Origin of the sequence: Anoxybacillus sp. ST4, assembly GCF_019448545.1 — a bacterium.
GTDB lineage: Bacteria > Bacillota > Bacilli > Bacillales > Anoxybacillaceae > Anoxybacillus > Anoxybacillus pushchinoensis.
Genome location: NZ_JAHZOE010000029.1, coordinates 1 through 26,536, shown reverse-complemented (window position 1 = coordinate 26,536; position 26,536 = coordinate 1). Strand labels below are relative to the sequence as shown.

20 protein-coding genes and 1 pseudogene are annotated in these 26,536 nt (G+C 45.5%); all 21 read left to right on the top strand.

Going from position 1 to position 26,536, the window contains the following annotated elements:
• Window positions 1-133: 133 nt before the first annotated feature.
• On the top strand, window positions 134-781 hold the full coding sequence (locus K1I44_RS13130) for a hypothetical protein (protein WP_219986405.1): 648 nt from the start codon (window positions 134-136) through the stop codon (window positions 779-781).
• A 58-nt stretch (window positions 782-839) separates the two neighbouring features.
• The gene (locus tag K1I44_RS13125) at window positions 840-3,308 is read left to right on the top strand and encodes a phage tail spike protein (protein WP_219986404.1); all 2,469 of its coding nucleotides are present in this window, start codon (window positions 840-842) and stop codon (window positions 3,306-3,308) included.
• Between the two features lie 14 nt (window positions 3,309-3,322).
• Complete coding sequence (locus K1I44_RS13120) at window positions 3,323-4,612, top strand: YncE family protein (protein WP_219986403.1); 1,290 nt, start codon at window positions 3,323-3,325, stop codon at window positions 4,610-4,612.
• An 18-nt stretch (window positions 4,613-4,630) separates the two neighbouring features.
• Entirely contained in the window at window positions 4,631-5,044 is a 414-nt protein-coding gene (locus tag K1I44_RS13115; RefSeq protein ID WP_219986402.1) for a phage holin family protein, read from the top strand.
• Window positions 5,041-5,727: an N-acetylmuramoyl-L-alanine amidase gene (locus tag K1I44_RS13110; RefSeq protein ID WP_219986401.1), complete on the top strand. Its 687-nt coding sequence runs from the start codon at window positions 5,041-5,043 to the stop codon at window positions 5,725-5,727. The genes K1I44_RS13115 and K1I44_RS13110 overlap by 4 nt, the downstream gene beginning before the upstream one ends.
• Window positions 5,728-6,227: 500 nt before the next feature.
• Entirely contained in the window at window positions 6,228-6,476 is a 249-nt protein-coding gene (locus K1I44_RS13105; RefSeq protein WP_219986400.1) for a helix-turn-helix domain-containing protein, read from the top strand.
• Window positions 6,477-6,663: 187 nt separating this feature from the next.
• On the top strand, window positions 6,664-7,044 hold the full coding sequence (locus tag K1I44_RS13100) for a hypothetical protein (protein WP_052585063.1): 381 nt from the start codon (window positions 6,664-6,666) through the stop codon (window positions 7,042-7,044).
• Window positions 7,045-7,449: 405 nt separating this feature from the next.
• Window positions 7,450-8,715, top strand: a complete 1,266-nt coding sequence (rpoN, locus tag K1I44_RS13095) for an RNA polymerase factor sigma-54 (RefSeq protein WP_219986406.1) — start codon at window positions 7,450-7,452, stop codon at window positions 8,713-8,715.
• A 12-nt stretch (window positions 8,716-8,727) separates the two neighbouring features.
• Window positions 8,728-8,961, top strand: coding sequence for a glutaredoxin family protein (locus K1I44_RS13090; protein ID WP_219986399.1), 234 nt, complete (start codon window positions 8,728-8,730; stop codon window positions 8,959-8,961).
• A 136-nt stretch (window positions 8,962-9,097) separates the two neighbouring features.
• Window positions 9,098-10,129: a sugar-binding transcriptional regulator gene (locus tag K1I44_RS13085; protein WP_219986398.1), complete on the top strand. Its 1,032-nt coding sequence runs from the start codon at window positions 9,098-9,100 to the stop codon at window positions 10,127-10,129.
• Window positions 10,130-10,164: 35 nt separating this feature from the next.
• Window positions 10,165-11,172 (top strand): type I glyceraldehyde-3-phosphate dehydrogenase, encoded by a 1,008-nt coding sequence (gene gap, locus K1I44_RS13080; RefSeq protein ID WP_219986397.1) that lies wholly within the window; start codon window positions 10,165-10,167, stop codon window positions 11,170-11,172.
• Between the two features lie 116 nt (window positions 11,173-11,288).
• Window positions 11,289-12,473: a phosphoglycerate kinase gene (locus tag K1I44_RS13075; protein WP_219986396.1), complete on the top strand. Its 1,185-nt coding sequence runs from the start codon at window positions 11,289-11,291 to the stop codon at window positions 12,471-12,473.
• A 17-nt stretch (window positions 12,474-12,490) separates the two neighbouring features.
• Window positions 12,491-13,246, top strand: a complete 756-nt coding sequence (gene tpiA / locus K1I44_RS13070) for a triose-phosphate isomerase (protein ID WP_219986395.1) — start codon at window positions 12,491-12,493, stop codon at window positions 13,244-13,246.
• Window positions 13,243-14,778 (top strand): 2,3-bisphosphoglycerate-independent phosphoglycerate mutase, encoded by a 1,536-nt coding sequence (gpmI, locus tag K1I44_RS13065; protein ID WP_219986394.1) that lies wholly within the window; start codon window positions 13,243-13,245, stop codon window positions 14,776-14,778. The genes tpiA and gpmI overlap by 4 nt, the downstream gene beginning before the upstream one ends.
• A 19-nt stretch (window positions 14,779-14,797) precedes the next feature.
• Window positions 14,798-16,093, top strand: a complete 1,296-nt coding sequence (eno, locus tag K1I44_RS13060; RefSeq protein WP_003397290.1) for a phosphopyruvate hydratase — start codon at window positions 14,798-14,800, stop codon at window positions 16,091-16,093.
• A 768-nt stretch (window positions 16,094-16,861) separates the two neighbouring features.
• Complete coding sequence (locus K1I44_RS13055; protein ID WP_219986393.1) at window positions 16,862-17,956, top strand: Fic family protein; 1,095 nt, start codon at window positions 16,862-16,864, stop codon at window positions 17,954-17,956.
• Between the two features lie 378 nt (window positions 17,957-18,334).
• Window positions 18,335-19,354: a Wadjet anti-phage system protein JetD domain-containing protein gene (locus tag K1I44_RS13050; RefSeq protein WP_219986392.1), complete on the top strand. Its 1,020-nt coding sequence runs from the start codon at window positions 18,335-18,337 to the stop codon at window positions 19,352-19,354.
• On the top strand, window positions 19,336-20,838 hold the full coding sequence (locus K1I44_RS13045; RefSeq protein ID WP_255573427.1) for a replicative DNA helicase: 1,503 nt from the start codon (window positions 19,336-19,338) through the stop codon (window positions 20,836-20,838). Before K1I44_RS13050 ends, K1I44_RS13045 begins: the two co-directional genes overlap by 19 nt.
• Window positions 20,835-21,581 (top strand): DUF6063 family protein, encoded by a 747-nt coding sequence (locus K1I44_RS13040; protein ID WP_219986390.1) that lies wholly within the window; start codon window positions 20,835-20,837, stop codon window positions 21,579-21,581. Before K1I44_RS13045 ends, K1I44_RS13040 begins: the two co-directional genes overlap by 4 nt.
• On the top strand, window positions 21,565-25,977 hold the full coding sequence (locus K1I44_RS13035; protein WP_219986389.1) for a coiled-coil domain-containing protein: 4,413 nt from the start codon (window positions 21,565-21,567) through the stop codon (window positions 25,975-25,977). The genes K1I44_RS13040 and K1I44_RS13035 overlap by 17 nt, the downstream gene beginning before the upstream one ends.
• 113 nt (window positions 25,978-26,090) lie before the next feature.
• Window positions 26,091-26,216: pseudogene (locus K1I44_RS13030) on the top strand (hypothetical protein); the annotation flags it as partial.
• Window positions 26,217-26,536: the final 320 nt, after the last annotated feature.

Here is a 26,536-nt window from a genome sequence, read left to right as displayed (position 1 = left end):
CGTACCTATGGGTTGTTAGATATAAACAAAAATGAAAAAGTATGTGATGAGTTTTGTCGAAAAATATTTTTTTGGCACCCCTAAGATGCCAAGAAACCTTGATATATCAACATTTTTAGAGGGAGGATAACGCATGCCACAGCAAAACGGGAGATTGAATACCGATTTAGACAATAAACTGACCTCGTCGTATTATGATGGCGCCAAGTGGCACATGTTCATGAAGGCGTTGAATGGGGATATCGAGGCGCTGGGCTCGACAACCGATCCAGCTACAGCACAAACAGTCATTGGGTTGCTGAAAGCGTTAATCGCGAAGCTACCGAGCACGCTGCAAAACGACGCGATTAAAGCGGCGATCACCACAGCGCTACCGGCAGGAACTAATAAAATCGGGTCCGTAGACATCGCGAATAATCCGACTGTCCGCGTAGATAGTGCAACGCCGGTCAATGTGAGTATTGCGCAACCGTCTGTGTTACAAATAGCGAAAGTGTCGCCAACGAACATGAAATCAGTAGTTAAGTCGGCGGAGAGCGCTAATACAAGCGAGTTGATTATATCCTTGTCGTCTGTACAAGGACGGATTGTAGAATATATCATCACCGCCGATGCAACAAACACAGCTTCTGTTTACATTGGCGAAAATGGTATCGACAGCACGAAAGGAATTCCTTTGGCACCTGGACAGCAACTCCGTTTAGAATACGGTAAAGAACTATATTTTTGTGCTCAAAATACGACGGATAAAATCAGGGTAACAGTGATCAGTGCAACATAAAGGAGCGTATGTATACGCCCTTTTTTTATATTTTTTAGGGAAAGGGGGGATATTTCACGTGATTTTGTCTGAACTGAATAGGATATTTGAAGGGCAACAATGGAAACAAGGGACAATGAGCAATCTTGTTCTAAGTCAAAACAGTCTCACGCTTGAAAGCTATCAAGTGGGCGGGATTGGTACGTTAGTAGACGATTTTGAAACGGCGGAGCGCGTTTTTAACTTTACGGGCGATTGGCAGCGAACAACCGCGCGGAAGGCGTCCGGGCAATATTCATATACCAATAAAGACATAGGGGACAGCCAAACAAGTGCGACGGAAATAACGGTTAATTTGCCGCAGGGCGGGCGTATTGAATTTGACTATTTAGTCAGTAGTGAAAGAGGATATGATTATTTGCGGTTTTATATTAACGGCGTGGAACAATTTAAAGACAGCGGTGACAATTCAACCTTTAAACACTTTGCAAAGGATTTAACGCCGGGGACATATACATTTAAATGGCAGTATAGCAAAGACGGAAGCGCGAGCAGATACGACGATCAAGCATATATAGATAACCTTTCTATCAGCGGTATTGATAACACGGTAACGAAATATGAAGTTTCCGGGACATGGACCGCGGTTATTACTAACGACGTTGTAAAAAATGTGACGGATAGCCGCGTAAATTTTGATTGCGAAACACCGGCGGGAACGGCGGTTATCGTCGAAGTATCCACCGACGACCTAGAATGGTACACGGTTCAAAACGGGCAGCCGCTACCTGATACGATCAAAAATTTTGATTCGTTAATTATCCGCGTAACGCTGCAAACGACCAACGACACGGTAACGCCAATTTTAAAACGTATAGGCGTTTCAATATGGGAGGACGCGAAGGGCTTTAAAATTTTAGGCCGCCCGTCAAATATTAACCGCGATATTATCCGCGTTTACGACTTACACGGCAACCTTGCAGCATATTTAGAGAACGCAAAAAACATTTATACCGATGATTTCTTAAATGATAAATCAATTTTATATTTTGAAATGCCTTTTACCGATCCAAAAACTAAATTAATTCAGTACGACGCGGAACTAATTTACAAGAACCGCCGCTATATTGTGACAGAAATAAACGACGGTATGGAAGAAAGTGGAGATTTTCCTTTTTCGGTAACAGCGGAATTGTGTTATATCGAATTGATAAACAAAGTTTTTCCGACGTTTGAAATAAACGCCGAAACACCACGCGACGCATTAGAAAAAATTTTGGCCGGTACCGGTTGGAAAGTCGGGATCATCGAACCGGATTATGAAACGGAATTAATTAGCATGAAGGAAAGCCGCAAAACGGCGTTATGGCTCGTTAGACAAGCCGCTAAAATCGTCGGCCTAGAAATACAATGGGACAGCATGAACCGCGTTATCAATCTAGTTAAGCGGATCGGCAGCAACCGCGGAGCCGGCTTTAGATACCGAAAAAATTTAAAAAGCGTAAAACGGACCGTTACACCACCACAAGCGACAGTAATATACCCGTATGGTAAAAACGGCCTTACAATCGCGGAAGTAAACGGCGGAAAAGACTATATAGAAAACTATGAATGGTATATTTCACAAGGCGTAAGCCTAGAGGAAGCCCGGAAAAAGTACCGCAAAGAGTACATTTTAGAAGATGATCGGTTTATGTTAGCGGGCAACCTTAAACGATATGCGGAGGACCTACTGAAAGAGTTAGCTTTTCCGCGGATTAGCTATCAAGTTACGGTATTAGATTTATCCGCGATCACCGGCCTAGAAGAAGACCGGTTTTATTTAGGCGATGATGTACGGATATATAACGAGGACCTAAATTTAGACGTTACAACGCGGATTTTACGCATGAAAGTCTACCCGCAAGAACCGTGGAGAAACGAAGTAGAATTAGGATTTTTAGAGCCGGGATTAGGCGACGTTTCTAGCGGCAGCATTAGCAGCGATATAGCAGACGCACAAGCCGATATGCTTTTTGCGTCAAACGACACAGCGGCAACGATCGGAACAACGCCGCAGTACCCGATAAATTTAGCGGTGTCGAGTTTTAGAAGTACAAACGCACAAATTGGCCTAATGCTTATTTGCAATGCAAGCACAGCATTAACAGTTACGATAAAATTTTATACAGATGGGGTCCAAGTCGGGCCGACGATCCGCCAAAAAGTAAACGCCGGCTATAACACGATAAGCGCGCCGTTTGTGTTGGCGCAAATGCCAAGCGGCAATAAGATGTTTAGTGTCCAAGTCTTCACAGATACCGGCACAATTAGCATAACCGCTAATGACATGCAGCTTTATATTTTCGCGCGTAACCTATTGGGCGGCGTTGCGGAAGATGTACCAAGACCACAAACGGCGGAAAATATCACGTTACCGGCGCCGTTAGCTGTTTCTATGATCGGCAGCGCGCAAATGGTAGAGGATACAAAAGAAACCAAAGCGGAAACAGTTACATTAAAAGAGCCGCTAACAGTTACAACAACCGCAAATATTACATTCGCATAAAAGGAGGTTTGAACATGGATTTAATAAAGGGCGTTAAAACAAAAGAAAATTTTTTGACCGGCGAACGCATTGAACTACCATATACAAAAAAAGCCGCGCCGGTCCGTGGCTTTGTCAAATTGGAACTATTCGACGATTTAACAGGAAAAAAGATCGAAGAAATTACAAGCGAAAACTTTATTTCTAAATATGTTTATCAATATTGGGATCAATTAATGCGAAAATCTTTTATTTACCATGAAGGATACCTACAAGGGGCATTAGCCGGGTTTAGCACGTTGTTACCTTTCCCGTTTCAAACGTTTGTTTTATTGGATTACAACAAGCCGGAAGACCCGCAAAATGAACGCGTAGCACTAGGGAAACTTATTGGATATGCTACCCGCTCGACATATTCGGGCAGCGATACAAAACGTGGGACAATAAACCTAGCAGAAAGTTTCGCGAACGCGGAACAGTTACATTATGTCTTTGACTTTCCTACACATGCCGCAAGCGGAACTTTTCAGAGTTTGGCATGGGTAGCGGCGTCGGTCGGTAACTTTGTAACGTGGCCGCATTTCAATGTTAAATCTTTTTCGGGCGGCACCGAGTTAAAAGCGCGCGCCCTAGCGGTTACAGACACAGAAATTTATATTAAAGAATCCTTTGCCCCAACGGTCCGCGTATATGACAAGGCGACTTTTCAAGGCGGATCAACACAACCAAAACGGCAATTTAACCTAGCATACGATCAAATTTTTGGTTTTGTTTATGCGATGGGCTTTTTATGGTCTGTAAGTTATAACGACGGAAAAATTAGAAAAGTAGACCCGCAAAATGGGGCAACATTGGCAACGATCACGCCAAACAGCGGAACACCGTCACGCTTAACCGGTATTACTTTCGATGGCGTGGATTTTTGGGTAACAGGCGACACGTCTGTATATAGAGTGGGCCAAGACGGAACCGTTAAACAAGGCTTTCAACAAACGGGGACCGAAATAATGGACATTGCTTATATGCCGGAATTCGACGCATTTATAGTGGCCGATGGATACGATAGCGCTTTACAAGTAAGAAACAGAAACATGGAATTATTATGCTATTTTGGTAGCTACAATTCGCCTGACGATGACCATTGTATAAGCTACAATAACGGGGAAATATGGCAGTCAAACTATAACGATCTATTATGGAAACAGACAAATGCCGGATTAGCCGCGCGCACTTTGCTACCGTCAGCGGTTACAAAAACGAGTATGAATACTATGAAAGTTACGTATGATTTTATTTTGCCTTCTTATAATCCGATTTATCTATAAAATAATGAGGTGAAACAAATGGAGCGATTGGACGTGATCTACAAAACCGGCGCGGCTGCGGTTGGGGCTGTGGTTGGGTATTTATTTGGAGAGTCAACAGGACTGTTACTCGCCTTATTTTGGATGGTTGTCATTGATTATGTGAGTGGTTTAGCGGCTGGTTACACGGAGAAAACTTTATCAAGCAAAATTGGATTCAAAGGTATTATTAAAAAAGTTATGATTTTTGTCATGGTGGCACTCGCCCATTTGGTCGATAGCGCGCTTGGAACGAAAAACATGTTCCGAGATGCGACTATCGTTTTTTATATGGCCAATGAATTGTTGAGTATTTTTGAAAACGCTGGGCGTATGGGGGTTCCCGTGCCAGATCGGTTGACCCAGGCTGTTGAAGTATTGAAAGGGAAAAGTAAGGAGGCAGAGAAGAAATGAAAATTATATGGGATAAAGGACACGGCGGCAACGATCCTGGTGCGGTTGCAAATGGATTGCAGGAAAAACAGTTGACGCATAAAATCGTGGAATATGCAATGTCTTACCTCGAAGAGAATTACACAGGCTTTGAACAACGAACGACACGCACAGGAGATCAAACACTAACATTAAGCCAGCGTGCGAAAATGGCTAATGATTGGGGAGCAGACGTATTTATTAGTGTGCATATCAATGCTGGCAAGGGAACGGGCTTTGAAACGTACGTGTATAACGGCGGTGTATCATCCCGAACTGTTGCATTGCAAAACGTCCTGCATAATGAAATTTTAACTACTATGCGTCAATTTGGAAATATTACAGACCGAGGCAAAAAACGAGCCAACTATGCCGTGCTCCGCGAAACGAAGATGCCGGCCGTACTCACGGAAAACCTGTTCATCGACTCGAACGATGCGAAGCATTTGCAAAACGAAGCGTTCCTCAAGGCGGTGGGTGAAGCTCATGCGCGCGGAGTGGCGAAGTTTTTGGGGTTGAGAGAAAAACCAAAAGTACAATCGCAACAAAAACCGTCTGACGAAAAACTGTACCATGTGCAAGTCGGAGCATTTCGCGACCGAAAGAATGCGGAACGACTGGCAGAAGATTTGCAGAAAAAAGGATACCCGACGATTATTGTATGATTCCCCTGCTACTCGGCAGGGGTTTTTACCTATACTTAAAAAATTCCTATACAAGCAATTTTTTTGTTTTATCTATTTACAATTGTAAATAGATAGTGTATAATGAAATCAGAAAGGAGGTGAACAAAGGGAGATGATGAAAATACTCGATATCGTCGAGAAAATCATGAGTATAGCGGCGGCAACGCTAGCATTCAAGATTTACCTCGACGATAGGAGAAAAAATAAAAAGCGACGTCCCAGAAAGAAGCGTCGCAAATAATCGCCAAGGAAGCCCGACCTTCGGGAAGGGCTTCTAAATAAAAAATAACATCTCCCAAAATAAATGTCAAAGGTCATTCTCAATGTATTGATCGCAATTATTGCTATCAGCTTCTTTGCCACTACAGATTTTAGCAATTTAGGTGTTTTGGATATAGCGTTATTAGTGGCTATTGCGTTATGGGGCTGGACACTAGTCGATCGATTGATTAGCTATATCCGCAAATGAGGTGCTTAATATGAAATATCACTTTACATCACGAAAAGAACTCGAGGACTTCATTAAAAACGAAGTCCTCACGACTTCTGAGGTAGTTGAAATTCTTGGTGTTACACGTCAGAGAGTTAGTCAGATGATCTCTTCTGGTAAGTTAAATCCGATAAAAAAACTACGTGGCGATAGTTTGTTTTTACGCCAGGATATCGAAGAAAGGAAAAAAGAACTTGAGGCATTGCGCAAGAAATACCGACCGTATGATGCAGAATAGCTTCTTAGCTCGAATTTGATTCGGGTTGGGCGTAAAACCCCTATGCCTTTAGGCTAGGGGATGTAAGCCCTAGCCGCAGGAACTGTGGGGATCGCCTGCTAAATAACTGAAAAAACTTTCGGTGTTCGTAGGAATCCGCTATGGCTTTAGCCTAGCGGTAGTTCAATTTGGAAAGTAGGTGGATAAAATGATCGTCGCCAACAATTATAGTGAAATCAAAGATCATTTTGATTTCACGGATAGTATTATAACGGATATGAAATGGAACAATCCGTTAGATTTATCTATAATGATCGACTATTATTGGGATACACAGGAGAATAGGGAAGAAAACAGAATATTAGCGTTGCATTTTAAGGATTGCCTGGCTGTGGAGTACAAACTAAAAAAAGAGATACTAGAAATGTCAAGGGATGATATCCATTTTGATAGCTTGTTCACTATTATTCGCTTCGAAAATGTAGAAGCAAATTCAAGCGTATTTCATCATTTTCATATCTATACCTTTGATTATAAAGAGCCATTGCTAAAAATTATTTGTAAGCAGGTTCAGTTGGAGGAAGTATAGGTCGGTGTTTGAAAACAATGGAAGAAGAAAAGAAGGCGGATCGCTCCGCCTTTTTTGCACGGGATAGCAACCGAAAATAATTTTGCACAAATTTTGCACGATACAAAAGAACGTGTGGCTCAAATATTGAAATATCAATACTTTTAGGTATATGGTTATTATCCTGCCGAGGGCGTTAGCGACACCCTGCTTGCTATGCGAGCAGGGGTTTTTTGTTTGTATAAAAAATAAAGTCCGGTGGGCCGCACCGGACGAACATGCGAATTTTGCGAGGCTTGCTCGCTCGTTCTATAAGCATGATAACATGCCTTCGATGCATATGCATAGTAGAAAAAACATCCAATATGTTTTTATCGTCTCTCCCTTGCAGAGATGATAAAATGAGGATGAAGGGAGATGGCATGGATGGAGATGCAATTAACGCAAAAGCAAGAGCTGAAAATTGCGCTGACGAAAGAGCTTGTGCAGGCGATCGAACTTTTACAATATTCAACGTTAGAGCTTCAATCGCTTTTACATGAACAGGCGCTTGAAAATCCATTTATTGAGCTAAAGGAACGAAAGCGAAATGAGCGCACAGACAGCATGCGCTACATTGAAAATGTAAGCGTTTTTAATCGTTCGCTCGCTTCCCATTTGCACGCCCAACTCGTCGGCATGCGGTTATGTCACGAGCAAAAAAAAGCGCTTGATTATTTAATTGCGTCGCTCGATGAATCGGGTTATTTGCATACAACGGTTGCAGAAGCGGCTCGCCATCTTCAATTGGAAGAAACGATTGTGTGTGAAGCACTTCATCTTTTACGTTCACTCGAACCTGCTGGAGTAGGGGCAGAAAATTTACCGCATTGTTTATACTTGCAACTCATTCGCTTGCCACAAAGAGATGAATTAGCAGAAACGATCGTTATGCAGCATTTCGAACCGTTTGTCAATAAGAAATGGAAAGAAATAAAAACGATGCTTCGTGTCGAGTTAGCAGACTTGCAACGTGTGTGGGAACTCATTCGCACTTTGCATCCGCGTCCGGGAAGTTTATACAATGATGGCCAATTAACGTACATCGTACCCGATGTGATCGTTTCGTATGATCATGGTGTATGGACAGTAACAATAAACGATGAGATGACTCCAACAGTCGTGTGGAATGAAGCGTATGAACGAAAAGTGCATACCGATGATCCATCCGTCCAAACATATATTGAAGAAAAGCGGCAACAATTTCAATGGATACAACGTTGTTTAGCCCAACGCTCAACAACGATTGAACAAATTGCATGGCAATTGCTTGATAAGCAGCGTGATTATTTCGAAAAGGGTCCTCTTTATATAAAGCCGTTAACGATGCGCGATATTGCGAAAGAGCTACACATTCATGAGTCTACTGTGAGCCGCGCAGTAAAACATAAATATATGCAAACTCCTCATGGGTTAATTGACATGCGTCGCCTTTTTACAAGCGGTGTTGATGAGCAGGTAGCGCAAGAGAAGGTGAAACATTTCATTGCAGAGTTAATTAAAAATGAAAATGGACAGAAACCGCTTTCTGATCAAAAAATTGCTGATTTACTCGAGGAGCGCTACAATATTTGCGTGGCAAGACGGACAGTTGCTAAATATCGCGAGCAACTTCATATTCCACCAGCTTCAAAACGAAAGCAATATGCATAAAGGAGATGAAGCATGAAAGTCGTTGTCTATTCGAAAGAAAACTGCTGCCTTTGCGATGAAGCAAAAGCTATTCTTCATGAGCTGCGAGTTAAATTTGAAGAAATCGATATTTACAAAGACGAACGATGGTTCGAACAGTATCATCTTATAATTCCTGTCATCGAAATCGACGGAGAAATCATCGCATACGGCCGCATTCACAAAGATGTCATAAGAAAGCGATTACAACAACAACGAAGCAGTTGAACAACATTTCACTTCCTGTTACAATGGAATTGTAGCAGGGGGTGAATTTTTTTACACCTAGTGGGACACAATATGTCATAGTGGGACTTTAAACGTCCAGATAGAGAAAAAAGTGAGCAAAAAGGAAGAGTAAGGCATGCGCCAATGGATTGATGTTCAACGAAAATTGTTGCCTGATCTTCTCGCTATTATGCAAAAACGATATGAAATTTTGCAGCATATTCGGTTAATGCAACCGATCGGGCGCCGAACGCTCGCATTAAATCTTGGGATTAGCGAACGTGTTTTGCGCTCGGAAGTGCAGTTTTTAAAGGAGCAAAATTTGCTTGATATTACAGCTGCAGGCATGAGTATTACGTCCGATGGACATGATGTGCTCATGCAATTGGAAGATATGATGCGAGAAGTGTTAGGGCTAAAAGAGTTGGAAAGAAAAATAAAACAACGGCTTCCTGTTGCAGATGTCATTGTCGTTGCAGGTGACAGCGATCAATCGCCTTGGGTGAAAAGAGAGATGGGAAGAGCTTGTGTCTCGCGCATAAAACATTCACTCACAGGGAATGCCATTGTTGCGGTCACTGGTGGAACAACCCTTGCTGCAGTTGCTGAAATGATGACACCAGATATGAAATATCGGGATGTGCTATTCGTTCCAGCGCGCGGTGGGCTCGGAGAAGATGTGACGAACCAAGCGAATACGATTTGTGCGCGCATGGCTGAAAAAGCGATGGGTCACTATCGTTTATTGCACGTACCTGATCAATTAAGTGCTGAAACGTATCACTCGATCATTGAAGAACCCGCCATTAAAGAAGTGCTCGACTTAATCAAATCATCGACGATCGTCATTCATGGTATTGGCGATGCGAAAACGATGGCGGAACGGAGAAAAACACCGCCGGAGGACATGAAAAAAATTGAGCAAAACGAAGCGGTGGCGGAGGCGTTTGGTTATTACTTTAATCAACATGGAGAAGTTGTTCATAAAGTGAACACAGTTGGCATTCAACTTGAAGATGTGCGCCACGTCCCTTGCGTCATCGCAGTCGCGGGTGGGGCTTCGAAAGCGAAAGCCATTCGGGCGTATATAAAGCAGGCCAATCGGTGCATCTTAATTACAGACGAAGGTGCAGCAAAACAGTTAGTACGGGATGATTCATCCCTCTAAAATACATTCCTACAATTTCAAAGGAGGAAAAAAACATGGCAGTAAAAATTGGTATTAACGGTTTTGGTCGTATCGGCCGTAACGTATTCCGCGCAGCATTAAAAAATCCTGAAATTGAAGTCGTTGCAGTTAACGACTTAACAGATGCAAAAACGTTAGCACATCTTTTAAAATATGACTCTGTTCATGGCACATTAGATGCAGAAGTGTCTGTCAACGGCAACAACATCGTTGTAGATGGAAAAGAAATTATCGTCAAAGCAGAGCGCGACCCAGCAAACTTAGGATGGGGCGATCTTGGTGTCGACATCGTTGTTGAATCAACAGGACGTTTCACAAAACGCGAAGACGCAGCAAAACATTTAGAAGCAGGTGCGAAAAAAGTAATCATTTCTGCACCAGCGACAAATGAAGACATTACGATCGTTATGGGTGTAAACCAAGATAAATATGACCCAGCAAACCATCATGTCATTTCAAACGCATCTTGTACAACAAACTGCTTAGCGCCATTTGCGAAAGTATTACATGAGAAATTCGGCATCATTCGCGGTATGATGACAACAGTACACGCATATACGAACGACCAACAAATTCTTGACTTACCGCATAAAGACTTGCGTCGTGCGCGTGCAGCAGCTGAATCGATCATTCCAACATCAACTGGTGCTGCAAAAGCGGTAGCGCTCGTTCTTCCTGAATTAAAAGGTAAGTTAAACGGTATGGCGATGCGCGTACCAACACCTAACGTATCTGTCGTTGACCTCGTTGCTGAACTTGAAAAAGAAGTGACAGTAGAAGAAGTGAACGCAGCGTTAAAAGCAGCGGCAGAAGGAGAATTAAAAGGCATTCTTGCTTACAGCGAAGAGCCGCTTGTTTCTCGCGACTACAACGGCTCAACAGCTTCTTCAACAATCGATGCGCTTTCAACAATGGTTATGGAAGGTCGCATGGTGAAAGTTCTTTCTTGGTACGACAACGAAACAGGATACTCTCACCGCGTCGTTGACCTTGCTGCATACATCGCATCAAAAGGTTTATAATTTTTTGGATTGTTTGCCCAAAACGGTTTATAATAAATAGTTGGAAATACCGAGAAGGGGAGCGGGGTTCATCCCCACTCCCTTTCTATGTATCACACGAATAAGGAGGCCTTTCCATGAACAAAAAAACAGTTCGTGACATCGATGTGAAAGGAAAACGCGTATTTTGCCGCGTCGATTTCAACGTGCCTATGCAAAACGGTGTCGTCACCGACGATACGCGCATTCGCGCTGCGCTCCCAACGATTCAATATTTAATGGAGCAAGGGGCAAAAGTGATTTTGGCGAGCCATCTTGGCCGTCCAAAAGGAAAAGTTGTTGAAGAAATGCGCCTTACTGCTGTTGCGGAACGTTTAAGCGAACTGCTCGGCAAACGTGTTGTCAAAACGGACGAAGCATATGGCGATGCGGTGAAAGCTGCAATTGCCGAAATGAACGAAGGCGATGTTTTGTTGCTTGAAAACGTACGCTTCTATCCAGGTGAAGAGAAAAACGATCCAGAGTTAGCGAAAGCATTTGCGGAACTGGCAGATGTATATGTAAACGACGCGTTTGGTGCAGCACATCGCGCCCATGCATCGACAGAAGGCATTGCTCACCATTTGCCTGCGGTAGCTGGATTTTTAATGGAAAAAGAAATTGAAGTGTTAGGAAAGGCGCTATCTAATCCAGATCGTCCGTTTACGGCAATCATTGGTGGGGCGAAAGTAAAAGATAAAATTGGCGTGATCGAAAACTTATTAGACAAAGTTGATAATTTAATTATCGGTGGCGGATTAGCGTACACATTTGTGAAAGCGCTCGGTCATGAAATCGGAAAATCACTGTTAGAGGAAGATAAAATCGAGTTAGCGAAATCGTTCATGGAAAAAGCAAAAGAAAAAGGCGTGAACTTCTACATGCCTGTTGATGCAGTTGTAGCTGACGATTTCTCAAACGATGCGAACAAAAAAGTAGTGAACATCGATGAAATTCCGAGCGACTGGGAAGGGCTTGACATCGGTCCGAAAACACGTGAATTGTATCGCGACGTCATTTTAAAATCAAAACTCGTCATTTGGAATGGTCCAATGGGCGTATTCGAAATGGATGCGTTTGCGGAAGGGACAAAAGCAGTTGCTCAAGCGCTTGCTGATGCAGAAGGTACATATACGGTCATCGGTGGGGGCGACTCGGCAGCAGCGGTTGAAAAGTTCGGACTTGCAGACAAAATGGATCACATTTCTACAGGTGGCGGTGCGTCGCTTGAATTTATGGAAGGAAAACAACTTCCAGGTGTCGTCGCATTAAACGATAAGTAAGAAAGGGGATTAAAGCGATGCGAAAGCCGATTATTGCAGGCAACTGGAAAATGCATAAGACGTTAAACGAAGCGCTCCAATTCGTTGAAGAAGTGAAACATGCTGTTCCTTCCAACGAACAAGTCGATACAGTTGTATGTGCGCCAGCGCTCTTTTTAGCGCATTTAGTGGAAGCGACAAAAGGAACGAACGTGAAAATTGGTGCGCAAAATATGCATTTTGAAGATCAAGGCGCGTTCACAGGCGAAATTAGTCCCGTGGCGTTGAAAGATCTCGGCGTCGAGTATGTCATCATCGGACATTCCGAGCGCCGTGAGATGTTTGCGGAAACTGATGAAACAGTGAATAAAAAAGTACTTGCTGCGTTTAAACATGGGCTCGTACCGATTGTTTGCTGCGGAGAGACGTTAGAAGAACGCGAAAGCAACCGTACAAATGAAGTGGTTAGTGCACAAGTGAAAAAAGCGTTTGAAGGCTTAACGGAAGAACAAGTGAAGCAAGTCGTTATCGCCTATGAGCCGATTTGGGCGATTGGAACAGGAAAATCGTCCACAGCTGACGATGCGAACAACGTATGCGGCTACATTCGTCAAGTAATCGCGAATCAAATTTCGCAAGCTGCGGCGGATGCTGTACGCATTCAATATGGCGGCAGCGTAAAGCCGGAAAATATCGCTGCATTTTTAGCAGAGGAGCACATTGACGGTGCCCTCGTTGGCGGTGCAAGCTTACAACCACAATCGTTTTTACAACTCGTGGAGGCAGGAAAATGAGCAAAAAACCAGTAGCACTAATTATTTTAGACGGCTTTGCTCTTCGTGAAGAAACGTTCGGTAACGCAGTTGCACAAGCGAAAAAGCCAAACTTCAATCGGTATTGGAACGAATATCCGCATGCGACATTGACAGCTTGCGGCGAAGCAGTAGGCTTACCGGAAGGACAAATGGGGAACTCAGAAGTCGGCCATTTAAATATCGGGGCTGGACGCATTGTGTATCAAAGTTTAACGCGCGTCAATATCGCTATTCGCGAAGGTGAGTTTGAGCGCAATGAAACGTTTTTAGCGGCGATGGATCACGTGAAAAAACATGGAACGAATTTACACATTTTCGGTCTTCTTTCTGACGGTGGTGTGCATAGCCACATTAACCATTTATTCGCTTTGTTGAAACTCGCCGCAAAAGAGGGAGTAAAAAACGTTTATATTCACGGCTTTTTAGATGGGCGTGATGTCGGTCCGCAAACGGCGAAAACGTACATTCAACAGCTAAATGAGCAAATCGAACAAATCGGGGTTGGTGAAATCGCCACGATATCTGGCCGTTATTACTCCATGGATCGCGATAAGCGTTGGGAACGCGTTGAGAAAGCGTATCGTGCGATGGTGTATGGAGAAGGTCCAGCATATCGCGATGCGCTTGCGTGCGTCGATGACTCATATGCAAACGGCATTTACGACGAATTCGTATTACCGTCTGTTATCGTACGTGAAGATGGAACGCCAGTTGCGACGATTCAAGATGAAGATGCGGTTATTTTCTACAACTTCCGTCCAGATCGTGCGATTCAAATTTCGAATACGTTTACGAATGACGATTTCCGCTCGTTCGATCGTGGACCGAAACATCCGAAAAACTTATTTTTCGTATGCTTAACGCATTTTAGCGAAACAGTAAAAGGGTACGTGGCGTTTAAGCCAACGAACCTTGACAATACGCTCGGCGAAGTATTATCGCAAAACGGGTTAAAACAGCTGCGCATTGCTGAAACGGAAAAATATCCGCACGTCACATTTTTTATGAGCGGCGGACGCGAAGAAAAGTTCCCAGGTGAAGAGCGCATTTTAATTGACTCGCCAAAAGTGGCAACATACGACTTAAAACCAGAAATGAGCGCATACGAAGTAACAGAGGCGCTATTAAAAGAAATTGAAGCAGACAAATTTGATGCGATTATTTTAAACTATGCAAATCCTGACATGGTTGGTCATTCTGGAAAATTAGAGCCAACGATTCGAGCGGTTGAAGCAGTCGATGAATGTTTAGGAAAAGTCGTTGATGCGATTATTGCTAAAGGTGGCATTGCAATCATTACTGCGGATCACGGAAATGCAGATGAAGTCGTCAATCCAGACGGCAGTCCGAATACAGCGCACACGACAAATCCGGTGCCTGTCATCGTGACGAAAAAAGGCATCACGCTTCGTCAAGACGGCATTTTAGGCGACTTAGCGCCAACGATGCTTGATTTACTCGGCTTGCAACAACCGAAAGAAATGACAGGAAAAACATTAATTCAAAAATAAACTAAAGGAGAGATGAACAATGCCAACAATTATCGATATTTATGCTCGCGAAGTATTAGATTCTCGCGGCAATCCGACAGTAGAAGTAGAAGTATACACAGAATCTGGTGCGTTTGGACGCGCGCTTGTGCCAAGCGGCGCATCAACAGGTGAATATGAGGCAGTAGAATTGCGCGATGGCGACAAAGAGCGCTATCTTGGCAAAGGTGTATTACAAGCGGTGAAAAACGTAAATGAAGTGATCGCGCCGGCGTTAATCGGCAGCTACGATGTAACAGAACAAGTAGCGATCGATCGTGCATTAATCGCTTTAGACGGTACAGAAAACAAAGGGAAATTAGGAGCAAACGCCATTCTTGGTGTATCAATGGCTGTTGCGCGCGCAGCTGCTGACTACTTAGGCATTCCTTTATATCAATATTTAGGTGGCTTTAACGCAAAAACGTTGCCAGTGCCAATGATGAACATTTTAAACGGCGGTGCTCATGCAGATAACAACGTAGATATTCAAGAATTCATGATCATGCCAGTTGGCGCACCAAACTTCCGCGAAGCGCTTCGTATGGGTGCGGAAATTTTCCATAGCTTAAAATCTGTATTAAAAGCAAAAGGCTACAATACAGCTGTTGGTGATGAAGGTGGATTCGCTCCAAACTTAAAATCAAACGAAGAAGCGCTTGAAACAATTATCGAAGCGATTGAAAAAGCAGGCTACAAACCAGGTACGGAAGTGATGCTTGCGATGGACGTTGCTTCTTCTGAGCTTTACAATAAAGAGACAGGCAAATACCATTTAGAAGGAGAAGGCGTTGTGAAAACGTCAGAAGAAATGGTTGCTTGGTATGAAGAGCTTGTCAACAAATATCCGATCATTTCGATCGAAGACGGCTTAGATGAGAACGACTGGGCTGGTCATAAGTTATTAACAGAACGCCTTGGCAAAAAAGTGCAACTCGTCGGTGACGACTTATTCGTAACAAATACGAAAAAATTAGCACAAGGTATTGAGCAAGGTGTTGGCAACTCGATCTTAATTAAAGTAAACCAAATCGGTACATTAACAGAAACATTTGAAGCGATTGAAATGGCGAAACGCGCAGGTTACACAGCGGTTATTTCTCACCGTTCTGGTGAAACAGAAGATAGCACAATCGCCGACATCGCAGTAGCAACAAACGCTGGTCAAATTAAAACAGGTGCACCTTCACGTACAGACCGCGTTGCAAAATACAACCAATTGCTTCGCATCGAAGATCAATTAGGTGAAACAGCGGTATACGATGGAGTAAAAACGTTCTACAACTTGAAGAAGTAATATGATGAAGGATGCCTCATGTGGGCATCCTTTATTTCTAGTTTTGGATATATTGTAGTACAATTACGATCAATATGAGAAAAAGTAGCACATCAATAACCTAATCAGCGGAGTATGTTTTAAAAATAAGAGAAACGCACATACCTACAGGATGAGAATAAATAAAAGCGCTTATATAGAATAAGTTTATCAAACCATATATAACTAAAAAATCGGTCGAGAAAAAAATCTCCCACAAAGTCTTGACTCAACCAAGACTGTTCGATCTCTTTTAATGTCAAGTCGTTTGTGATATAATCCTGCATGGGCTCCACTCCTTTCTCTGGTTGTATTTTTTGCACTTACTACCTTATCAGGAGGAGAGCCCGTTTTTCATCTATTTTGCTTACATATCCGACAGGTTCCTTATTATACCAAATCAGGAGCCTGTCTTTTTTTTCTCCCACAAACATTTTACTCATACCACGATTGTAAACTTTGCTGTTTTCTTTGTTTTGGACGGGGCGGCTTCTCGGTTATCCATTCTTATTCGCATCGCTATCATAACGCTTCCCGTTCTTAGCCCGCTCGCTTTCGGGTGGAAGCCAGCCGCTCTGGCACATCCGTTTTTCATCGATTCCTATGACCAACAGGAATTTTTTTCTTAACAAACAAGTCATAAAGTTGTATAATTAAATCTAAAAAACGAAATAAATGATTGTAAAAAGGATGTATTTCGTTAATAACGAACAATATATGAAAAAAATGATTGTAAAGGGGGGATAAAATGTGAGATTAAAACCATTTGTTCCTTTCATGCTACCATTGAAGGAAGAAATCGTAAACCAAATGGAATTTCTTAATGAGCTAATCGAAGCAAATAAAAGCATGGTGGAATATCAAACAATGTTAAAAAATTCGAAGTTAAATCCGCAATTTTTGTTAAGGCCGGTCATGCTGAAAGAAGCCGTTCAATCTACAAAAATTGAGGGAACTCACGTCACGTTAGATGAAGTAATGGAAGCGGACGCTCAAACTAAAAAAGCCAATAAAGATATCCAAGAGGCATTGAATTATTATGAGGCGTTAATGAAGGGCATGGATGCGCTCAAAAACATTCCGATTTCTACTCGTCTTTTTAAACTCATGCACAAAATATTGTTGTCGAATGATGTAAGGGGATCTAGTCGCGCACCAGGAGAGTTTAGAAAAATACAAAATTTTCTTGGGCCTGAAGGATGTACGATGGAGACTGCCACCTACATCCCTCCTGAACCGCAATATGTTGATGAATATATGTCTAATTTGGAAAAGTATATCAATGATCCTCAAGATCGCTATAACGAACTGATAAGAGTCGCGATTATTCATGCGCAATTTGAAACGATCCATCCATTTCTTGACGGGAATGGCCGAATAGGAAGGATTTTGATCCCTCTTTACTTATATAATAAAGGTGTCATTGACTACCCAAATTTCTTTATTAGTGATGTTTTAGAAAGGGATAAACATAAATACTATCGTTATTTAAATGATACCCGTTATAAAGGGGATTGGACGCAATGGATTAAATTCTTTTTAGAATGCATCCATATTCAGGCTAAGAAAAATATCCGTTTAATTGAAGAGGTCAACGAGTTGTATGAAAATGAGTTGGCAAGGGCCAGCACGATCATCAATAGCAGCAATGTTCTACATATCGTAAATGTCATGTTCCAGAGACCAATATTTACGGCCAAGACGTTATCGAGCTTAACCGGTTTGCCGGAAGGAACGGTACGGAGATATTTAAATCGATTAGAGGAAGAGAGAATGATTTTCTCCGATGGAAAAATTCGCTCAAAGACCTATTACTATTATAATCTTCTCGATAAACTTCGGTAAAAAAGTATGAAACAACTTGCATTTTCAATGGTTATCCCGCTTTTCGAAGGGATCGCGGATTGTGACACCAAAAAAGCTAGCAAAGGAATTTTAGACAGGTTTCGGTATGAGTCCGTGTGGAATTGGGCTCATACTTTTTCATTTTTTCGAATTTGGTCAACGTGCAGATTGATTTGCTTTGTGCGTTCGTCCATCCTATTGCACTGCCCTCCACAACATACAATCGCACCCCCTCGCTATTCAAAAAGTCCTTGATATCGTTTTGTCATCTTTCCTCATCTTATGAATTTCCCTTAAATTTGCCGCCAATCATTCATATACGCCTTTTCTCTTTTCTTGTATAATAAAAAAAAGAATCCAGTTTGTGGGGGTGACGCGATGTTGGAACAAGTCGAAAAGCGGCTGGCGGTGTTTCCGAAGCGGACGATTTCGCTTGTGGAGCTTGAGAAGCTCATAAAGCCTTTTGCGCGCACGTACGAAGCGTTTGCCGAAATCGTGCTCCGGCTCGAGGTGGACGGGACGCTTGAGATGGTGAAGGCAAAAGGGCGGACGACGCGGACGCCGTCGCTTGCGTTTCAATATCGAATTCATAAACATCGCTTGATGGAAAACTATCACCGTGAGCTGCAGCGCTGGCAAAATCGGCTTCATCCGGCGATTCAGCTCGATGCGTATTACGGCAAAGACCCGTCTGTTTGGGAGCGGGATAAACCGTTTATTGTGCAAATCGACGACTATTTGAACACGCATTCGCTTCCTCACGAGGCCGTGGCCGCGCCGGAGCGGAGCATGGAGCTGGTCGGCGATGAGAAATGGATTACGGAAGGCGGCGGGAGGGAGGTGCTTGAGCGCATCGGCCTTTTCGATCGCCTCCACATCATCCCCGTTTCCGATCCGCTCATGTTCGCCGTCCATCCAGGGAACATGGCGCAAGCGGTGCAGCTTCATCTCATTGTCGAAAATAAAACGACGTACCAAGCGCTGTTGCCCGCGCTTTTGGATACCGTGTTTTCGACGCTCATTTACGGGGAAGGAAAAACCGTCATCAGCAGCATCGCTCAATTCTCGCTGCAATATCCGGTGAAAGCCGACCATCGCTTTTATTATTTCGGGGACATCGACCGCGAAGGCGTGGCGATTTGGCATTCGCTGTTTCAAAAGAAGCCGGCTTTGCCCGCACTTCCGTTTTATCGGGCATGCTTGCAAAAAGAACCGGCGCGCGGCAAAGAGTATCAAATAGAGCGGACGGAGGCGCTTGCTTCGTTTCTTTCCTATTTTGCGCCCGATGAGCGAGAGCGGCTTTGCGAGCTGCTCGCCTCCGGCCTGTATTATCCGCAAGAGACGCTTAAAACGCGGGAATTGCAGCACATTTGGAGGGAATGGCAGTGGACAAGCTAGAATTGGCAGGGGTCACAGACGGCTATCGCGAGCGCATGAGGCGGCTGGCGCTTTTTAGCCCGCTTTTGGACCTTGAACGAATGCGCTCTGCCGACCTCGGCGGGCAGCCGATTGACATGAAAGGGCTCGGGCTGTTGACGCTTCTCTTTTTCTTCGAACAAAAGCTGATGCGGCAGTATAAAACAGGAGTTAAGCAGCTCGCGGCGTTTTTAAAACAATTGACGGAAAACGTGTACGCATTGGATGACGAAGCGTGCGAACATTTGGCGCGGACGATTATTCAAACGTTCCGCCCGACATCGGGAAAAAAGCGGAGCTATCCGTTTTACGATTGGGAACGGCGCGAAGAGAGCGCGATCGAATATTCACTTTTAAAAGCGCACGGTTTTGATGCGAAAACGAACACGCAATATTACACGCTCGATGAAGACGGGTTGGAGCTTGTGTTTGCCACGAAAGAGTTTTACAGCGAGTTTCAGTTGTCGATCAACCAGCTCATGTTGCGCAAGCAGCTGGAAAAAGGGGAGTTCGCCGCGGCGTTGAAACAAATCAACGAAATGCGCATCGACGTTGAAACGCTCGAAGATCGCATGACGCGGCTGAAGCATGAAATTCAGCGAAGCATTATTTCCGAAGAAACATTTGAGCGGTATAAGCAGCTTTTGGACGACATTTACAGCCGGCTTGCGCGTGAGGACGAGGAGTTTAAGGAGCTGCGCGAATTCGTGAACGACACGAGAGAACGCCTATATGCTCGGGATGTTCACCAAAAAGAGGGGAAGACGTATGAGCTTGTGCTCAAAATTGCCAGAGAGTTAGAATCGGTGCATTACGCGCATTCGGCGCTCTTGGATAAGGCGCTTTCGTTAAAAAATACGACGCTTGTGACGGCGCAGGAATCGCTTTATTATACTGGGCTCCATTCGTTTAATTTCGACCAAGACATCGTGTCGCGCATCGTTTCGGCTCCGCTCCCGCTTGAGGCGATGAAAGGGGTGCTTCATCCATTTTTAAAGGTGGAAGAAAACAAGGTTTGGTCGCCGATGGCGATTTTCGCCGAGCAAAACATTACCGAAGAGCGCAAAGAAAAGATGGGGCCGCGTTTTTTAGAAGCGGAAGAGGCCGAAGGGGGCGATCGGTATCGCGCATGGCTCATAGCGAAATATAGAGAGTTGATGCAACTGTTTTTAAAGGCGTACGAGCAGGAGCGCGCGGGCACGCTGGCCGCGTTTTTCGATTATTTGGACGACATCGGACAGTCGCATTTGTATGAACAGCGCTCGTTTTACGATTTTTGGATCTTGATGCACCAGCGCTCTCCTGTCGAGCAAGGCATGGAAGGGGAAGAAGGAAGCGCGCTTCTCGGGGAGGCGCTTGCTTTGCTTGGCGGGCGCGTGCTCGAGGTGCAAGAAGCGGATCGCATCATCCGTCAATGCGAGCGGTTTTCGATTCAAGACATGATCATAATGGTGAGGGAACGATGAGAAACTATCCAGAACAAAAAGTCATGCAGGCGTTTCAATTGTATACGGCACTTGCGCGGCAAGGAGCGGCAGGCGCGCAGGCGGTGCAGCTTTATAAGAGCGATGATGAAATCCGCGCGCTGTTGGATGCGTTCAGTCGCGAAGTCGACTGCGTCATCGTGTTGACGAGCGAACGGTTGTTTCTCGTGCCGCGCACGAAACTGTCGCCGTTTCATGTAAGCAACGATTGGATCAAGCGCCATTATCTTCGCGCCGGCGCCACCAACGGCGATTTGTATTTGCTTTATTTTGCCGTTCTCGTGTTGTTCGGCAGCTTTTACGACACGTATCAAAGCCCAGAGCCGACGCGGAACTTTTTGGCGATGGACGAATGGGTGCGCCTTGTGCAAGGGCGCATCGACCAATTGAAGCGGCACGATCCGGACGAATTGAAACAATTTGAGCAAGAGTTTTCATACAACTGGAGCCTCATCATTGAAAAATGGGAGGCGATGGACGATGTTAAAGAGACGGCGAAACGGCAAAGCGGCGCAACGATTAGCCGCCTCAGCTTCCTCGATGCGGCACGGCGCTTTTTAATCGACCAAGAGCTTGTGGTCGACATCGGCAACTGTGAAGTCGCTTTGACAGAAAAAGCGAAAACGATCATCCAGCGCTTTTTCATGGAAGTCGAGTACAACCGCGGGATTTTCGAGTTTATTTACGGATTGGAGAGGGAGAGGGACGATGCCAGCGATCAGTAAAATTCGGCTGACGAACGTCGTGTATGAAGAAGGCCGCAAGCGGTACAACGATGAAATGTTCCGATTTGACGGACATAACGGGGCGATTTTGCTGGAAAACGGCGGCGGCAAAACGGTGTTGATCCAGACGGTGCTGCAAGCGATCTTGCCGCACGTTGATTTAGCGGACCGAAAAATCAAACAGACGCTTCAACTCGAAAACGCGCCGGCGCATATTGCAATTGAATGGCTGTTGAACGACAAACCGCGCCGGTACGTCGTAACGGCCGTGTCGCTGTTTATGACGAACAACGGACTCGACTCGCTCCGCTACGTTTACGAATACAACGCGAACGACCCGCACGGCATTGAAGGCATCCCGTTTGTGCGCGAAGGAAAAGGCGGGAAGCGGCCGGCGGAACGGGGCGAAATGCAAGATTACTATCATGATATGAAAGCGAAATCGATGTTCGCTCGCACGTTTGCGACCATTAAAGAATACAAGGCGTTTCTTGAAGAGCAGTACCATATTATTGAGAGCGAATGGGAAAGCGTCGTGAAAATCAACAGCACGGAAGGGGGCGTCGAAGCGTTTTTCGACGAATGCAAAAGCACGAACCAGTTGTTTGACCGCCTGCTCATTCCGATTGTCGAGAGCGCGATCGTCGGCCATGACGCGAAACTGTTTGCCGACATGTTTGAAAAACAGTTTACCAGTTTCAAACATTATAAGAAATTGAAGGAGACGATTGAAGAAAACAAGCTGATCCAGCAAGAACTCGAGCGATACGTTGAGACGTATGAGGAGTTCCACCATCAAGAACTCGCGTATACGAAAGCGAAGCAACGGGCCAAAGGGGTATGGCTGGAGACGCTCCAGCAAAAGCAAGCGGGCGAAAACGAGCTGAACAACAACGCCGCCCAATGGGAAGAATGGAGGCAAACGGAAGCGGCGCACCGCCAAAAGCGAGCGACGTATGACGTGTTAGTGGAAGAAGCGCGTTTGCGTGAGCTGGAACGCGAATATGAATGGGCGTTAGCGCAAGAGAAAGAAAAGGAGGAAGAACTTTGGCGCCTTGAGCGCGACTATGATTCGCTGCGGCTTGCCGGATACAAAGAAGCGCGAAAACGGCATGAAGAAGCGCTTGCCTATATTGAAGCGGAGATGGCGAAGCGGAAAGACGACGAGAGGCTCGCTCGTTGTGAAGAAGAATTGGAAATGGCGCGCCGCGCGCTTCTTGGTTATTTTATGGAGCAGCTTGAGGAAATCGGCCAAGAGGAGCGAAGCGTGCGCTATGAACTGAATCCGATTCAAACGCAAATCGAACAATGGACGAAAGACATCGAAACCCTCAAACGGACGGCGCAAGAGGCGCGCGAGAAGCGGGCTGGCATTCAAAGCATCATCGATGCAAGAGAAAAAGACATGAAGTCTATAAAGCAGCGCCTGTTGGCGAATCCGTCGCAGCAGTCGGTCGAGGAAGAAATGGGAAAATGGATCGAGCGCGAACAATGGTTGGACGAAGAAATCGTCCGCTTGCGCCAAGAGATGAAGCAATCCAAGCAAACGGAACGGGAGGCGGAAGCGAACAAAGAGGCGCTTCAAAAGCAATGGGCGAAGCAGCAGGCGGCGAGCGAGGCGCTGGCGCAGCGGCTCGAAACGTTTGAGAACGAAGAGCAAGCGCTCATTCAGACGCTCGCCTCGCTTCGTCCGCAATGGGCCTCGCTGGATAGCGTCTACATCCAAGAAGAGACGATCCGGATGAGGCTTCAGGAAGAAATCGAAAAAAGAATGAAAGAGCGAGAAGCGCTATTAGTGCAAGAACGGATCGTGTCGCGGCTTCACGATGCATACGGCGGGCAAGACGTCTTTTTCGCCGACCCGTTTTTAGCAGAGCAGCTTGCTTCATGGAAAAACCAATTTGATTTCGTCGCGACCGGTGTCGAATATTTGCAGTCGCTTACAGAGGACGACCGCGCGAACAAGCAGGCGTTTCCGCTCTGGCCGGCGGCGCTCATTACGACGGCGAAGGCAAAAGAGCGGCTCGTGCAAAAAGTGCGGCAAATGAACGACCGCTTGCAGCTGCCGATCGTCGTGCTGTCGACGGATGAGGCGGCGCGCGTGGAAGAGGCGGGCATGCCGTATGAATGGATCGCACCGCGCTATTGGGAGGAAGCGAGCGATCCGGCCTTGTTTGGCGCTTGGAAAGAACGCATCCGCGAAAGCGCCCGCGACATGACGCAGCGCCGTCAAGAGAAAGAAGCGGAGCTGAGGCTTTGGCAAGACGCGCAACAAGCATGGCGTGCGTTTTTGGCGACCCACCCGTACGAAGCGGTCGAATCGCTCCGCGCTGAGCACGCCGAACGGTTGCGCAGCATTGAACAATTGACGCTTGCGATCGACAAAGAAAACGCCCGCATCGATGAATGCCGCGCCCATCTCGAGCGCGCCGGATCGCTCATCGGCCAATACGAGGAAGAATGGCGCGGATGGCGCGACAAAATCAAGGATGCCGGTCAGTATATGCAATATAAAAAAGAAGTGCAAGAAGCGCGGAAACAAGCGCAAGCGCTCGATGAGCAACTAACGGCGCTTGCCAAAGATATCGCCCGTCTCGGCTCCCGGCTTGAAGAGGCGCGCGCCCAAAAAACAGAATTGAAAGAGCGCCTTCGGTCGTTAGAAGCCCAGCGCCGCGCCGTTGAACAAAACTACGACTATCGGTCGCTCCGCTCTCTTGCGCCGATTTACTCACGGGAGAGCGAAGAGGTCATTCGCGCGAAAATTGACCAATGGAAGCTGCGAATTCAAGGGATTGAAACGACGTACAGCGAGTGGCAAACGAAGCGGGAGTTTCGACAAAACGAGATTGACAGGCTGACAAACGAAATCAACAAGCTGAAACAGAAGCGTCCCGACCTTGACGAAACGAGGACGTTTTCAAGCGACGGCGCACAGCGGATCGAACGGCTGGAGGAACAAATCGCATCGGCTCAAGAAACGTTAAAGCACCTGAAACAAAGGACGCAAGAGGCTTTAAAACGCAAAGAGCGGCAAAGCGGTGTCGTGCAAACGAAAGAGCAGCAGTTTCGCGAAAAATTCCCGGACGAGGCGCGGTGGCCGTTCGCTGCGCCGCTTGACGACATCGCCGCGCAGTTGGAAGCGGAACAAGAAGCGCTCGCAAAGCGGAAAGCGTTTCTCGAACAAGAACGCGAGCGCCTTGACAAAGAGATGAAAAGCATCGAGGAGGCGGCGCGTCAGCTGGAAGTAGCGAAAGAGGTGCATCATTTCAACGCGCCGACGATCGCCGCCTTATCGTTGAGCGCGGAAGAAGCGATGGCATTTTCATACGACCGCCGCGGCTTCATCGAAGGGGTCACGGAAAGCTTAAAGGTGGGAAAACAAGCAGCCGAAGCGGCAAAAGAGCGCGTCGAGCGCGCCAAACGGTCGTTTCGGGAGTTTTGCCGCACGTCGATTCAAGATATGAAAATGCAGCAAATGGCGATTAGCGGCATTGAGCATAAAGAAACGTACGAAGACATTATCAGCTTTAAGAAACATATGATGAAAAGCGTCGAAAGCGCGACGAACTACGCGAATGAACATATCCGGCAAAAAGACGCCGAGCTGCAGGCTTTTATCAACCATATCCACACGCATTTGCGCACATTGGTCGAAGAATTGAGGCAAATTCCGAACAAGACGAGAGTCAAAGTCGGGGACGAATGGAAGCGCATTTTCACGTTTACCATTCCGGAGTGGGAAGAAGAAGTCGGAAAAGCGCGCATCCGCAACCATATTGAATGGATGTTGCAGCAGCTTGAGTCTGAGCGCTTTTTAAACGAACACGGCCAGCAAGATGAAGCGAAAGTGCGGAAGGAAATCGAAATGTGGCTGCAATCGAAGCAACTTCTCCAAGTCGTCATGAACAACGAAGGCATGAAAGTGAACTGCCGCAAAGTGACGAACGACAACAAAGTGACGACGCGCTCGTACTCGTGGGAGCAAAGCAACGTCTGGTCCGGAGGCGAAAAATGGAGCAAAAACATGACGCTCTTTTTAGGCATCCTCAATTACGTCGCCGAGAAAAAACAGCGCCTCCAACCGACGATGAAGCGCCATCGCACCGTCATTTTGGACAACCCATTCGGAAAAGCGTCAAGCGACCACGTCTTAAATCCGGTGTTCTTTATCGCCGAACAGCTCGGCTTTCAAATTATCGCGTTGACGGCGCATGCGGAAGGGAAGTTTCTCCGCGATTATTTCCCGATCATTTACAGCTGCCGCCTGCGCCCGTCGTCCGACCCGAACAAACAAATCATGACGCAGGAAAAATGGATCCATCATGCCTACTTCCAAGACCACGCCCCGAAATCGCTCGAACGGCTCGGCGAAACGGAGCAGTTGGAGTTGTTTTAGAGAGACCATTCCTCGACGGAAAGGGAATATAAGCGCGTGCAGGAAGCTTCTTCTCCCTTCCAACATGAACGAAGCGGAGATGGCACATTCCGTATCTTGAATGAAAAATGGATAAAACAGGTGCACCTTCACGTACAGACCGCGTTGCAAAATACAACCAATTGCTTCGCATCGAAGATCAATTAGGTGAAACAGCGGTATACGATGGAGTAAAAACGTTCTACAACTTGAAGAAGTAATAGATGAAGGATGCCTCATGTGGGCATCCTTTATTTCTAGTTTTTTCTCTTCTTTTGGATATATTGTATTACAATTACGATAAATATGAGAAAAAGTAGCACATCAATAATCCAATCGAGAGAATATGTTTTCAAAAAATCCTTTGCGGTACTTTTTATGACTAATAATAAAATACTAACGACTAACCCTATGATGTAACTATTCACCCCAGTGCTAGTGTATAAAAAAGCCCAGCACAAATAGGGCATTTCGGTCATAGAAAATGCCCTAGGTAGCGGAAAGAACTCGATCGATCGTTTCGCCTGCCAACAGAAGACAC